This window comes from Roseovarius sp. AK1035 (assembly GCF_003288315.1).
In the GTDB taxonomy this organism is placed as follows: Bacteria; Pseudomonadota; Alphaproteobacteria; order Rhodobacterales; family Rhodobacteraceae; genus Roseovarius; species Roseovarius mucosus_A.
Window position 1 is genome coordinate 341,881 of sequence record NZ_CP030099.1, and the last position, 12,671, is coordinate 354,551.

At 59.0% G+C, this 12,671-nt stretch carries 10 protein-coding genes; 7 read left to right on the forward strand and 3 right to left on the reverse strand.

The window, feature by feature from the left end; all coding sequences use genetic code 11:
- Positions 1-312: 312 nt before the first annotated feature.
- From carB to RAK1035_RS01745, 5 genes are all read left to right on the forward strand, one after another.
- On the forward strand, positions 313-3,612 hold the full coding sequence (gene carB, locus RAK1035_RS01725; RefSeq protein ID WP_037296663.1) for a carbamoyl-phosphate synthase large subunit: 3,300 nt from the start codon (positions 313-315) through the stop codon (positions 3,610-3,612).
- A gap of 148 nt (positions 3,613-3,760) precedes the next feature.
- Positions 3,761-4,027, forward strand: coding sequence for a hypothetical protein (locus tag RAK1035_RS01730; RefSeq protein ID WP_008279161.1), 267 nt, complete (start codon positions 3,761-3,763; stop codon positions 4,025-4,027).
- 91 nt (positions 4,028-4,118) lie between these two features.
- Complete coding sequence (locus RAK1035_RS01735; protein WP_008279162.1) at positions 4,119-4,499, forward strand: helix-hairpin-helix domain-containing protein; 381 nt, start codon at positions 4,119-4,121, stop codon at positions 4,497-4,499.
- A 598-nt stretch (positions 4,500-5,097) separates the two neighbouring features.
- On the forward strand, positions 5,098-5,436 hold the full coding sequence (locus tag RAK1035_RS01740) for a hypothetical protein (RefSeq protein WP_008279163.1): 339 nt from the start codon (positions 5,098-5,100) through the stop codon (positions 5,434-5,436).
- Positions 5,437-5,670: 234 nt separating this feature from the next.
- Positions 5,671-7,359 (forward strand): hypothetical protein, encoded by a 1,689-nt coding sequence (locus RAK1035_RS01745; RefSeq protein WP_008279164.1) that lies wholly within the window; start codon positions 5,671-5,673, stop codon positions 7,357-7,359.
- Between the two features lie 13 nt (positions 7,360-7,372).
- On the opposite strand, the gene RAK1035_RS01750 is transcribed toward RAK1035_RS01745, so the two are convergent.
- Entirely contained in the window at positions 7,373-8,158 is a 786-nt protein-coding gene (locus RAK1035_RS01750) for an ABC transporter permease (protein WP_008279165.1), read from the reverse strand.
- A 223-nt stretch (positions 8,159-8,381) separates the two neighbouring features.
- Between RAK1035_RS01750 and RAK1035_RS01755 the strand changes: the two genes are divergently transcribed.
- The gene (locus RAK1035_RS01755; RefSeq protein WP_008279166.1) at positions 8,382-8,984 is read left to right on the forward strand and encodes a GcrA family cell cycle regulator; all 603 of its coding nucleotides are present in this window, start codon (positions 8,382-8,384) and stop codon (positions 8,982-8,984) included.
- 18 nt (positions 8,985-9,002) lie between these two features.
- On the opposite strand, the gene RAK1035_RS01760 is transcribed toward RAK1035_RS01755, so the two are convergent.
- Entirely contained in the window at positions 9,003-9,584 is a 582-nt protein-coding gene (locus RAK1035_RS01760; protein WP_008279167.1) for a TIGR04282 family arsenosugar biosynthesis glycosyltransferase, read from the reverse strand.
- A complete protein-coding gene (dapE, locus tag RAK1035_RS01765) occupies positions 9,584-10,735 on the reverse strand; it encodes a succinyl-diaminopimelate desuccinylase (protein ID WP_008279168.1) in 1,152 nt (383 codons plus the stop codon). Before dapE ends, RAK1035_RS01760 begins: the two co-directional genes overlap by 1 nt.
- 354 nt (positions 10,736-11,089) lie before the next feature.
- On the opposite strand from dapE, the gene RAK1035_RS01770 reads away from it, so the two are divergent.
- The gene (locus RAK1035_RS01770; RefSeq protein ID WP_008279169.1) at positions 11,090-12,670 is read left to right on the forward strand and encodes a Hint domain-containing protein; all 1,581 of its coding nucleotides are present in this window, start codon (positions 11,090-11,092) and stop codon (positions 12,668-12,670) included.
- Position 12,671: the final 1 nt, after the last annotated feature.

Below are 12,671 nucleotides of genomic sequence, written 5' to 3' on the forward strand. Positions count from 1 at the left end.
TTCAAGTCGGGGAAACGCTGGATAAAGGCGTTTTCAGGGGGCTCAGCAAGCCTGCAAAAGGGCGGCGGCGGCTTGATCAGTGTCTGGTGTTCTGTCGCACCGGTGCAAGTTGGGCAAGTGTTGATGGACGTCAAGGAGAGCGCGAAAGGCGCGCTCGACCGGGTCTTTCTAAAGGATGCGGCAGAGTTGCCCGAAACCTCCTGAGCATGGCACGGGTTTGCCCCTTGCACCCCGGCCCGTGATGGCTATAACCCCACCAATTTGCGCAGGTGGGCCAGCCCCTCCTGCCCTTCCAGCTGCCCGGGGACCGATATGCCGAAAAGAACCGATATTTCATCCATCATGATCATCGGAGCGGGGCCAATCATCATCGGACAGGCCTGTGAATTCGACTATTCCGGCGCTCAGGCCTGCAAGGCATTACGCGAAGAAGGGTATCGGGTGATCCTCGTCAACTCGAACCCGGCCACGATCATGACCGACCCAGAATTGGCCGATGCGACCTATATCGAGCCGATAACCCCCGAAGTGGTCGCCCGTATCATCGAAAAGGAACGCCCCGACGCGCTCTTGCCCACGATGGGTGGGCAAACCGGGTTGAACACCGCCCTTGCGGTGGCGGATATGGGCGTGCTCGAAAAATTCGGCGTGGAACTGATCGGGGCCAACCGTCAGGCCATTGAAATGGCCGAAGATCGCAAGCTTTTCCGCGAGGCGATGGACCGGCTCGGGATCGAGAATCCCAAGGCGACCATTGCCAACAACATGGATGAATGTATGGCGGCGATTGATTACGTCGGCCTGCCCGCGATCATCCGCCCCGCCTTTACCCTTGGTGGCACCGGCGGCGGCGTGGCGTATAATCGCGACGATTATATCCACTTCTGCAAGACCGGCCTTGATGCCTCCCCCGTAAGCCAGATCCTGATCGACGAAAGCCTTCTGGGATGGAAGGAATTCGAGATGGAGGTGGTCCGCGACAAGGCGGACAACGCAATCATCGTCTGTGCTATCGAAAACATCGACCCGATGGGTGTGCATACGGGCGATTCGATCACCGTGGCCCCTGCGCTGACCCTCACCGACAAGGAATACCAGATCATGCGCAACGGCAGCATTGCCGTGCTGCGCGAGATCGGGGTGGAAACCGGCGGCTCCAACGTGCAATGGGCAGTGAACCCCGAAGATGGCCGCATGGTGGTGATCGAGATGAACCCGCGCGTGTCGCGGTCGTCGGCGCTGGCAAGCAAGGCCACAGGATTTCCAATTGCCAAAATCGCGGCCAAACTGGCGGTAGGCTATACGCTCGATGAGTTGGACAATGACATCACCAAGGTGACACCGGCCAGCTTCGAGCCGACCATCGACTATGTCGTCACCAAGATTCCGCGCTTTGCCTTTGAAAAATTCCCCGGTGCCAAGCCGCATCTCACCACCGCAATGAAATCGGTGGGCGAAGCGATGGCGATTGGGCGCACCATCCACGAGAGCCTGCAAAAGGCGTTGGCGTCGATGGAAACCGGCCTCACCGGGTTTGACGAGGTCGAGATCGAGGGGGCCCCTGACAAGGCCGCCGTGATCCGCGCGCTCTCGGTTGCCACCCCAGACCGTATGCGCACCATCGCACAGGCCATGCGCCACGGCCTGAGCGACGATGAAATCAACGCCGCAACCGCGTTCGATCCGTGGTTCCTTGCCCGTATCCGAGAGATTGTTGACGCCGAAGAGCGCATCCGGCGCGACGGCCTGCCGCTGACTGAAAATGGTCTGCGCCAGCTAAAGATGCTGGGCTTTACCGATGCCCGTCTGGCCAAGCTGACGGGTCGCGATGAAGGTCAGGTGCGCCGTGCCCGCGTCAATTTGGGGGTGCGTGCCGTGTTCAAGCGGATCGACACATGCGCCGCCGAGTTTGAGGCACAGACGCCCTATATGTATTCCACCTACGAGGCCCCGATGATGGGCGAGGTCGAATGCGAGGCGCGCCCATCCGGCGCCAAAAAGGTGGTCATTCTGGGGGGCGGCCCCAACCGGATCGGTCAAGGGATCGAGTTCGACTATTGCTGCTGCCATGCCTGCTTTGCCCTGTCCAAGACCGGGTATGAGACAATCATGATCAACTGCAACCCCGAGACAGTCTCGACCGACTATGACACGTCAGACCGCCTCTATTTCGAGCCTCTGACGTTTGAGCATGTGATGGAAATCCTGACCAAAGAGCAGGAAAACGGCACGCTTCATGGGGTCATCGTGCAGTTTGGCGGGCAAACGCCGCTCAAACTTGCCCGTGCGCTCGAAGCTGAGGGAATTCCAATTCTTGGCACCACCCCCGACGCGATTGATCTGGCCGAAGACCGCGAACGGTTTCAGACGCTTGTCACCAAACTTGGCCTTAAGCAGCCGCATAATGGCATCGCCAGCACCGGGGCGCAGGCCCTTGCGATTGCCGAAGACATCGGTTTTCCATTGGTCATCCGCCCCTCCTATGTCTTGGGCGGCCGCGCAATGGAGATCGTGCGCGACATGGCGCATCTGGAACGCTACATCAACGAGGCGGTCGTGGTGTCGGGCGATAGCCCCGTGCTGCTCGACAGCTATCTCTCTGGTGCCATCGAATGTGACGTAGACGCGCTCTGCGATGGCAGCCGCGTTCATGTGGCGGGCATCATGCAGCATATCGAAGAAGCGGGCGTGCATTCGGGCGACTCCGCCTGCTCATTGCCCCCCTATTCACTGAGCGATGCAACCATTGCCGAGATCAAGAAACAGACCGAAGCCCTAGCGCTCGCGCTCAATGTTGTGGGGCTGATGAATGTGCAATTCGCGGTCAAGGGCGACGACATCTATCTGATCGAGGTCAACCCCCGCGCAAGCCGTACCGTGCCTTTCGTGGCCAAGGCGACCGACAGCGCCATTGCATCAATCGCCGCGCGCCTCATGGCGGGTGAAACGCTCGACGCATTTCCCTTCCGCGGCCCCTACCCCAAAGATACCAAGCCCGGCACATTGCCAATGGCCGATCAGATGACGCTGGCCGATCCCAATATGCCGTGGTTCTCTGTCAAAGAGGCGGTTCTTCCCTTTGCCCGCTTCCCCGGTGTGGACACGATCCTTGGTCCGGAAATGCGCTCGACCGGCGAGGTAATGGGCTGGGATGTGTCCTTCCCGCGCGCCTTCCTCAAGGCGCAGATGGGCGCGGGCGTGGACCTTCCTGAAAGCGGGCGCGTGTTCATATCGATCAAGGATATGGACAAGCAACCGCAGATGATCGAAGCGGCACAAGTACTGGTCGACCTTGGGTTCGAGATCATCGCCACGCGCGGCACAGCGGCCTTTTTGTCAGAAGCAGGCATTGCGTGCGAAATCGTGAACAAGGTCTATGAGGGACGCCCCAATATCGTTGATCTGCTCAAGGATGGTCAGATAGCGCTTGTGATGAACACAACCGAAGGCACGCAGGCAGTCGAGGACAGCCGCGAAATCCGCTCGGTCGCGCTCTATGACAAGATCCCCTATTACACGACCATGGCCGGCTCTCATGCCGCCGCCCTTGCTATCAAGGCGCGGCAAGAGGGGGAATTGACGGTGCTACCGTTGCAGGGCGGCACCGCCTGACCTGACAGGCTTACCATCCTTCAAGACAAGCAAGCGGCGCGCCAATGGCGGGCCGTTTTTTATTGGTGAACGCTCGGGGTCACATGAGGAATGTATATACATTGCATAGGCATTGTGTTACTTTTCGGGCATTTAAGGACGCCGCCACATGGCAGATGGACCACTCAACAAGAAAGACCGCAAGGACAGCCAGCTCATTCTGCGTATCAACGGCAAGGAACGTGATGACTTCATTGCGCTTTGCGAAGCCTTGGATACGAGTGCGGCACGCGAAATCCGCGCGTTCATACGTGGCTTTGTCAAATCTCATGAAACACAGGCGTCGCCCCCAATTCCGACACCTACCATCCCGAATGACATAGCTGAGACCCAAGAGAAAAAGCGCAAAGCCAAACGAGATAAAAAGCGGAAATGACGACCCTCAAATACTGAAACAGCCCATATATAAAGACCTCACAGACCCGCATTCATTCAACTGCAACTCACGACTTCACAGGACAAAATCCATGTCAGATCTCAACGACATCCCCGGCGTCGGCCCCGCTATCGCCCTTGGCCTTGCCAATATCGGCATCACGACCACCGAACACCTGAGTAAAGCCGATGTGGCGACACTCATCCAAGTGCGCGGCATCTCAGAGGCGCGCGCCGAGCGGTTCATCGCCGTGGCCAATATGGTTCTCGCCGCCCCAGAGCTGCCCAAAGCGGCCCCGGTCAATGCAAAAAAGACCGCAGAGACCAAACCATCTGAGGACAAGCCAAAGTCCAAGAAAGGCGGGGGCAAAAAGGATAAGAAGCCCAAGAAAGACAAAAAGAAAGATAAGAAGAAGAAGGGCGACAAATCCGGCTCTGACAAGAAGTCCAAAAAAGGCAAGAAGAAGAAATAGCGGCGACCTCGTGGAATGAACGGCAGATTGGAGCGTCAATCTGCCGGTGTCCGATGAGCCAGGCGCATGCCCGCACTTCGAACCTTCGTTCCGATGGGCCACAGACCGACAATGCACAAGACTAGAGGCTGTCCACCGTGATGCGGCAGTCTTTCGCGCTTGGCACGTGGCTGACATCTGTGCCGCAGCCCCTGCTTTCTGGATCACCAGCGACTTCTCCCGCCGCCCGGTGCCTGTGCGGATAGGCGCAAACGCAGTTCTGTACGACCAAGAATGGCGCGCAAGACAGGCGTGGCGCGATACGGCTAAACCTTTGCTCCGCCATGGGAAAGGCGGAGAAGAACACGCGGAATAGACATCCCATTCATCGCAAAAATCTTAGGCGATACCAATACCGCCATTGGCCTCCTAGGGATACTTTGGGGATCGGGAAAAGCAGGCTATAGAAATACACTCTGCTCAGTCGGCTTAGAGACCTTGTGTTAACTATCGTGGGCCAGAGCATTGTTGCGAATTGAAGAATCTCGGCAATTCAGGCAAACATTCCGAATAACAAAGCCCACAACCGGGCGGACGAAACGAGCAAGAGGCGCGGGCTATGAAGCATTGGGTGATGTTGGGTGTGGTTCTGGCACTTGCAGGGTGTGGCGGGGGTGATGGTGGTCGTGGGACCAGCGGTGCCACGCCGATGGCCAGCGGCCCGATCAGCTCAGCGTGCATGCAATCCGACCGCAAGGCGCGCTCACGTGCCCTATGCGGCTGCATTCAGGCCGTTGCCAATGATACACTCAGCAGTGCTCAGCAACGCCGCGCTGTCCGGTTCTACCGCGACCCGCAAGTGGCGCAAGATATCCGTCAATCCAAACGGCCCGGCGACGAGCGATTTTGGGACGCCTACAGCGCCTATGCGCAACGCGCCGAGCGGGTCTGTCGCTAAGCCCTGCCAATCCAGATCATAACCTAAACAGCATCGCGCCTATGGCTGCGGCCAAAGGCGCTATCGCAACCCCTCAGACTTGGCTTATCAGCCCCGCCAAGAGGCGGCTTAGACCTTGCAATACAACGATAATCACTTTAAAGTTGTATTGTGATTATTGATTTATCTCTTAAATAGTATCTTCAGGCGAAACAATGCTGTGTCGGTTCGTTTCAGACACATTGGAGCCGTGGGATGCCGTTCATTCTGTCGATCGAGGACGTCGGGGGTCCGTCTTTTACTGCCGCGCATTTTGGGGGCAACCTGCTTGCGACACGCGATGTCGTCGGCACCAATGGCACCTTTGCGGACACCGCTGCAACACTCGGAATGGCGCATCTGCGTTATCCCGGTGGCGCATTGACAGAAAATTGCGCCTGCATTTATGAGACGGATCGTCTGTCAGACCCGCCGCGCACCACTGACGAACCGGTCCAGACCTCCGTGACCGAGATGTTCAGCTATGCCACCCAAGCGGGCATTGCGCTGACCATTGTTCTGCCGACACGTGACTTTCTGACTGATATCAGCGATGAAAATGGCCATCGCTTTGCAGATGTTGACGAGGCGGCCGTTCGACAATTCATCGCGGATATCGCCGAGGGCAACTTCGGCACTGCACCCGTCATTCAGGCCTTTGAAATCGGCAATGAATATTGGGGCAGCGGTGAGATGAACACTGTCGAATATGGGCGTCTGGCCTCTGAAATGGCGCTTATCGTCGAGGATGAGATGTCCCGGCATCCCGCAAGCCCGCAATTTGCGGATACTGATATTCTCGTGCAGATGGGAACGAACCACGGGGTATCGGACTTGTCCGGCCTCTTTGACGGCACAGGCTCAGAACAGCTTGCCGCTGCGAACCAGATGTTTGGCCTGTCCCTGTCCGAGGAGGGATACATCTACTCGTCCGGCGAGGTCGCATGGTCCAAGGTGAACAACGCAATCCTCATGGACCAGTTCGATACCGACGCAGAGCGCGCGGCAGTGGATGGGATCGTCGCGCATATCTACTCGCGCGGTGAGGATGTACCGGGTAGCCGCTACTTTGAATTATCGCAAATCGGGGATGCCTGGCTCGAGGAAATGCCAGACCTCAAGGTCTATGCCACAGAGTGGAACCTCAAGCGTACGGTCGGGGACACCCGTGAAGAAGAATTCGGCCTGAAACAGGCCCATGAAATGCTCAACATCGTCGAGGCGTTTCATTGGGGCGGGGTTGATGCCGCGCATGCCTGGGCGCTTCAGTTGAACAGCCGCACCGCCCTAGCCGAGGTTGAGGGAGACGCCGAAATGCGCGTCGCCGGAGAGATGTTTCGGCTGATGAACGAGGTTCTTCCGGGCACACGACCCCTGGCGCTTGTTGGCAGCGCAGGACGAGAAACCGAATTGCAAGGCACCACCGCCGATGTGCACAGCTTTTATGCCCAAGACCGGCTCGTGACCTTCATCGCCTCAACCTCTGATGGGCAGAGCGAGCAGGTTGTCGACTTCAACAATCTGGTGACGCAGAGCGGCGAGGTGTCAATCACACGGCTCGGCGTGGCCGAGGGGGAAAATCCGACTTTCACATCAGCAGAACCACAGATCACCCACGAAGACGCGAGTGCGCTTTTGGCGGATGGTATTCTGATCGCGGATCTGGCCCCTCGGGAAATCCTGATGATCGAGATGTCCAACCCCACCTATACCGACGCGGTGCGAGAGATCGCAGCACAGGATGTGCCGGATGATGATCCGGTCCTGCCCATGCTGCCCCCCGAAGCCCCGCCACAAGACCAAAACAACCCACCAGATCAGCAAGCTGAAGATGAGGGCAAGGATGACGGCGGATTCGTGTCCACGTTGCTCGGCGTGCTCCCCCTCTTGTTCTTTGCAGGGTAGCCGATATTGCCCCTCAAGCCTTGAGCCGATATCCCGTGGCCAGCATTCGCCAAGCCGTCAGGCAGATCACGAGGGTCGCCGTAGCGCCCACTGCCAGCCCAAGCAGCGGATCGCTGTCCGACACACCGATCACCCCATAGCGCGCGCCGTCGATCAGGTAGAAAATCGGGTTAAAATGCGTGATCGTGTAGAGCACAGGGGGCAGTGCCTCGACCGAGTAAAAGGTGCCCGACAGAAATGCCAGCGGCGTCACGATGAAATTGGTGATCGCCGCCATCTGATCGAATTTATTGGCAAAAATCCCTGCGACAATGCCAATCCCACTCAGAAATGCCGCGCCAAGCAGCACAAAGCAGAGCGCCCACATCGGATGCGCAAGCCCGATCCCAAGAAAAACCCACAGCCCAAGCCAGATCGCAACAGCCACCAGCAGGCCGCGCCCCACGCCCCCCGCAAGATAGCCAAGCACCAACTCCCCCGCTGAGAGCGGCGGCATCAAAGTATCCACAATATTGCCCTGCACCTTCGAGATGACGATGGACGAAGAGGTATTGGCAAATGCGTTCTGAATGACCGTCATCATCAGAATGCCCGGCGCGATAAAGGTTGTAAAAGGCACGCCCATCACATCGCCCCGTGTCGGACCAATGGCGATGCTGAAAATCAGCAGAAAAAGACCCGCCGTCACCAAAGGTGCCATAATGGTCTGTGTCCAGACTGCCATGAAACGGCGTGTTTCACGCTCTGCCAGCGTGGCCAGCCCCAACCAATTGACGCGCCCGAACCGCCGCGATCCCATTGCCGCCGTGACGGGCGATCCCTCGTGTCGTGCGTGATCTGTCATTTATCGCTCCTTGCCTGCGTGGTCTGGCTCTTTTGGGCGCGTTTCCACCACGATGTGCTGCCTGCCCGCGATTCGATGCCTTGTAACTCACACGCCAGTGACTAGAATAGGGGCTTGATCAGATTTGCAAGGCGGCGGGCCCGGGGCCCGGTCCGCCTTTTGACCGAAGGAAGCCCCGATGTCCTGGAACGACGAACGCGTTGAAATGCTCAAGAAGATGTGGGGAGAAGGTCAGTCCGCAAGCCAGATCGCCAAGGAGTTGGGCGGCGTGACCCGCAATGCGGTGATTGGCAAGGTGCATCGCCTTGGCCTGTCCAATCGCAATGGCACCGGGCCCACAGGGGCCCCTGCCCCCAGCACCCCAGATCCCAAGGCCAAGCCCGCTGCGGCCAAGACCGCCGAAGCGCCTGCGCCCAAGCCTGCACCCAAGCCCGCAGCACGGGCCGAGGAGCAGCCGGAACCCGCGAATGAACCGGTCGCCGTGGCCCCCATCAGCCGGATCAAGGCGATCATTCCTGCGGGCCAGCCGCTGCCACCGCAGCCTTCGGCCAACGAAATCGACCCCGCAGCCTTGGCCAAGGTCAGCGAGATCGAAAAGAAGGCCAAAAAGCTCACGCTGATGGAATTGACCGAACGCACCTGCAAATGGCCGGTGGGTGATCCCGCCACGCCAGATTTCTGGTTCTGCGGACTGCCGGTTCAATCCGGCAAACCCTATTGCGAGGCGCATGTGGGCGTCGCGTTTCAACCGATGAGCAGCCGCCGCGACCGCAAGCGCTGAGCAGGATGATCCACGCGGCTACCGGCGCGGACCCAGATCACTCACCGTGTCTACATCGCGCAGGATATCGACCTGCGCGATGCGCGCGCCCGGCAGTGTTTTCATTGTGTCGCTCAAGGCATGTTCGGTTGACCAACGCACGCCATGAAAGAGCGTAGACGGGACAGCCTGAACCCGTTTCAGACCGACAAGCCAATAGCCCCCATCAACCGCAGGGCCAAATACGGCATCGCAGCGTCCAAGCGCTGCAAAGGCACGGGCGATACTTGCCGGGGTGATCCCCGGAACATCCGCACCAATGATGCAGACGGGACCGGGTGGCATACCGCGCAACAGCCGCCCCATCCGGTCGCCCAGATCGCCCGGCCCCTGCGCCACGCGGGGCAAATGATCTGGCCAGACGCCGCTTTTGAGGCCCGCATGGTCAGGAGCCACCGCAAGAACCACCTGCCAACGGGGATCGTCAAGCTGCCGCAAAAGGCGCGCAACCTGATGCCGGAACCACCATGCCGCCGCGACCATGCCGATGTCACGACCCAGACGGGTTTTAACCCGTCCGGGGCGCGGTTCCTTGACCATGACGATCAAATAGCGGCGCATTATTCGAAATAGTCGCGCAAAACACGCCCGTAAATCGCCTTGAGCTGATGGATCTGCGCCACTTCGACCCGCTCATCGACCTGATGCATCGTCTGGCCAACAAGGCCGAACTCCACCACCGGGCAGTGATCCTTGACAAAGCGGGCATCCGAGGTGCCGCCGGTGGTCGAGAGTGTGGGCACCACGCCAGCTTCCGCCGCAACCGCGCGCGCAACCAGGTCCGAGAGCGGCCCCGGCGGGGTCAGGAAACTCTCGCCAGACACCTTGACGCGCATCTCGCCGGTGATCTCGAAATCGCCGCAAACGCGATCCAACTCTGCCTGCATCCATTTGATCAGATCCGTGCTGTGATGGGCGTCATTGAAACGGATATTGACCGTCGCACGGCATTGCGCGGGGATCACATTGGTTGCGGGATTGCCTGTGTCGATCGTCACGACTGCGAGGGTCGAGGGATCAAAATGTGCCGTTCCCGTATCAAGCTGGTGCGAGGCCAGCCGATCCATCAAACGCGCCATTGCAGGAAGCGGATTGCGGGCGCGGTGCGGATAGGCGGAATGGCCCTGCACCCCCGTCAGCGTGAACCACGCCGAAAGCGAGCCGCGCCGCCCAATCTTGATCATCTCGCCCATCCGCTCGGGGCAGGTCGGCTCTCCGACAAGACAAGCGGTCATAGCCTCGCCATGGGCGGTCATCCAATCGAGCAGGGCGACCGTGCCATCCACGGCATCGCCCTCCTCATCTCCGGTGATCGCCAAGATAACGGCCCCGTCGGGGGGCGTGTCTCGCACGAAATCCACCGCCGCCGCAGCAAAGGCAGCCACGCCCGATTTCATATCTGTGGCTCCGCGCCCCCAGATCATTCCGTCTTTCTCGACCCCGCCAAAAGGCGGCACTGACCATGCCGCCAGATCCCCCACCGGCACCACATCCGTATGCCCGTTAAAGCCAAAGCTGCGCGCTGCTCCCTTCGGTCCCCACCGGGCAAAGAGATTGGGCACCTCTCCTCGATCCACACGGACACAAGAAAATCCGGCATCTGTCAAAACCTGCTCCAGCAAGCGCAGTGCGCCCCCCTCTTCGGGCGTGACCGACGCACAGCGAATGAGGTCGGCCGTCAGCTGGGCGGGATCGAGCGGGGTGTGAGGCATGAAAAGCGTCCTGTGCGGCAGTTTTGTCCGAGGCCTAGCGTGGATCGCGCACAAAGGCAAATCGCGCCGCAACCAAGGCTATCGGGTCACAGATTCCGCGCACCTCTAGCCAAAGGCGATTAAACCTTAACAACGCGGGAATTGTTTGCTATCCAAAAGGATATAATAAACCCGAGGCAGGGCAAACATACCACGTCAGGGCCAACAGATCCGCAAAGGACAGACTGGCCCGCGACATTCGAGCAGCACGGCGCAGCACAGGCAAAGTTATGCGCCGTCGCATCCCGGATCGGGCAGTCTGATAGACTGCGCGTGCGCGTGTCGGCGCTGCCTCTACAAGGGGCAGGCAGTGATATGGTGGCAGGCGTCGAACTTCCGATCAATCTGAACGCATCCGCGAATCAGATGGCGCAGACAATCTTTGGTGACGGCGTTCAGGTGGTCAACGCCTCTTACACCGGAGACCGCGATTCGTCGGGCATCTACAGCAATGGCAATGCTATATCCCCCGGCGTGGTGCCAAGCGATAGTGGCGTCCTGTTCTCGACCGGCGATTTGCGCGGCTTCACCAATAGCAACTTCTTTCAATCAAACCTGAGCGCAAGCACAACCACCACATCAAGCGGGCCGAATGGCGTGGCGGATTTCAATGCCGCTGCCGGCGCTCAGACCTTTGACGCCTCATATCTCGATGTGGATTTCATCCCTACCGGCGATGTGATGACCATGCAATTCGTCTTCGCCTCCGAGGAATACCCAGAATTCGCCGTCGGGGCGTTTCAGGATTTCTTTGGCGTTTGGGTCAATGGCAGCCTTGTGCCGCTCAGCGTGGGGGATGGCGATATTGACCCCAACAACCTCAACTCGGGGTCTAACGGCAACCTTTTCATCGACAACACCCAAGATCAGTTCAACACCGAGATGGACGGGTTTACCGTTACTTTGACCCTGACCATCCCAGTCAACTCCGGCGAGGTGAATTCCATCCGCATCGGCATTGCGGATGTGACAGATGCCAACTACGACTCGACCGTTCTGATTGCGGCGGACAGCGTGCAAACCACGCTTGTTGCGATGAATGATACAACCACGCTCTTTCCTGATGGCACCCGCATTCTCGACCTGCTTAGCAATGATGTGAATAACACCGCGGGCACGTTGACGATCACCCATATCAACGGCAAGGCCGTTGTCGCTGGCGGCATCGTCACCCTGAATTCCGGTCAGCAAATCCTCCTGAATGCGGACGGCACTATCGAGATAATCGGTGATGGCGATACCGAAGTTTTCAATTTCACCTACGAGGTCCAAAGCAGCACTGGCCAAACCGATATCGGGTTTGTCACCGTCAATTCGGTGCCCTGCTTTGTCGCAGGCACGATGATCCGCACGCCCAAGGGTGAAGTGCCCGTAGACAGGCTGCAACCCGGCGATCTGGTGGTGACACAAGATGACGGCGCACAACCCTTGCGCTGGATTGGGCGTCGACGGGTGGCAGCTGTCGGCGATTTCGCCCCTATTCGGATCGCATCGGATACCTTTGGACGGCACCGGGCGCTGTTGCTCTCGCCCTTGCACCGGGTTCTGATCCGCGACTCTCTGGCAGAGTTGCTCTTTGGCGAGCGTGAGGTTCTGATTGCCGCGCGCGATCTGGTCAATGGCCGTTCCGTGCAGAGGATCGAAGGAGGAGAGGTCGAATACGTTCACATCCTTTTTGACCGCCATCAGGTGGTGTTTTCCGAGGGCCTGCCAACCGAGAGCTTTTTACCCGGCCCACAAACCACCCGCAGCTTTGAATCCGAGATCGTCGCAGAGATTTGCGCACTTTTCCCGGAAATCGACCCCGAGACCGGCGCAGGCTATAGCCCCGCCGCCCGTCGCATGCTCAAGAGTTATGAGGCGCGGCTCTTGGTGGCTCAGGGCGTGGCGGCCTAAA

Bases quoted from the DNA above. Each gene is read 5' to 3' on its own strand.
- carB (WP_037296663.1), top strand. From the start codon at position 313: ATGCCGAAAAGAACCGATATTTCATCCATCATGATCATCGGAGCGGGG.
- RAK1035_RS01730 (WP_008279161.1), top strand. From the start codon at position 3,761: ATGGCAGATGGACCACTCAACAAGAAAGACCGCAAGGACAGCCAGCTC.
- RAK1035_RS01735 (WP_008279162.1), top strand. From the start codon at position 4,119: ATGTCAGATCTCAACGACATCCCCGGCGTCGGCCCCGCTATCGCCCTT.
- RAK1035_RS01740 (WP_008279163.1), top strand. From the start codon at position 5,098: ATGAAGCATTGGGTGATGTTGGGTGTGGTTCTGGCACTTGCAGGGTGT.
- RAK1035_RS01745 (WP_008279164.1), top strand. From the start codon at position 5,671: ATGCCGTTCATTCTGTCGATCGAGGACGTCGGGGGTCCGTCTTTTACT.
- RAK1035_RS01750 (WP_008279165.1), bottom strand. From the start codon at position 8,158: ATGGGATCGCGGCGGTTCGGGCGCGTCAATTGGTTGGGGCTGGCCACG.
- RAK1035_RS01755 (WP_008279166.1), top strand. From the start codon at position 8,382: ATGTCCTGGAACGACGAACGCGTTGAAATGCTCAAGAAGATGTGGGGA.
- RAK1035_RS01760 (WP_008279167.1), bottom strand. From the start codon at position 9,584: ATGCGCCGCTATTTGATCGTCATGGTCAAGGAACCGCGCCCCGGACGG.
- dapE (WP_008279168.1), bottom strand. From the start codon at position 10,735: ATGCCTCACACCCCGCTCGATCCCGCCCAGCTGACGGCCGACCTCATT.
- RAK1035_RS01770 (WP_008279169.1), top strand. From the start codon at position 11,090: ATGGTGGCAGGCGTCGAACTTCCGATCAATCTGAACGCATCCGCGAAT.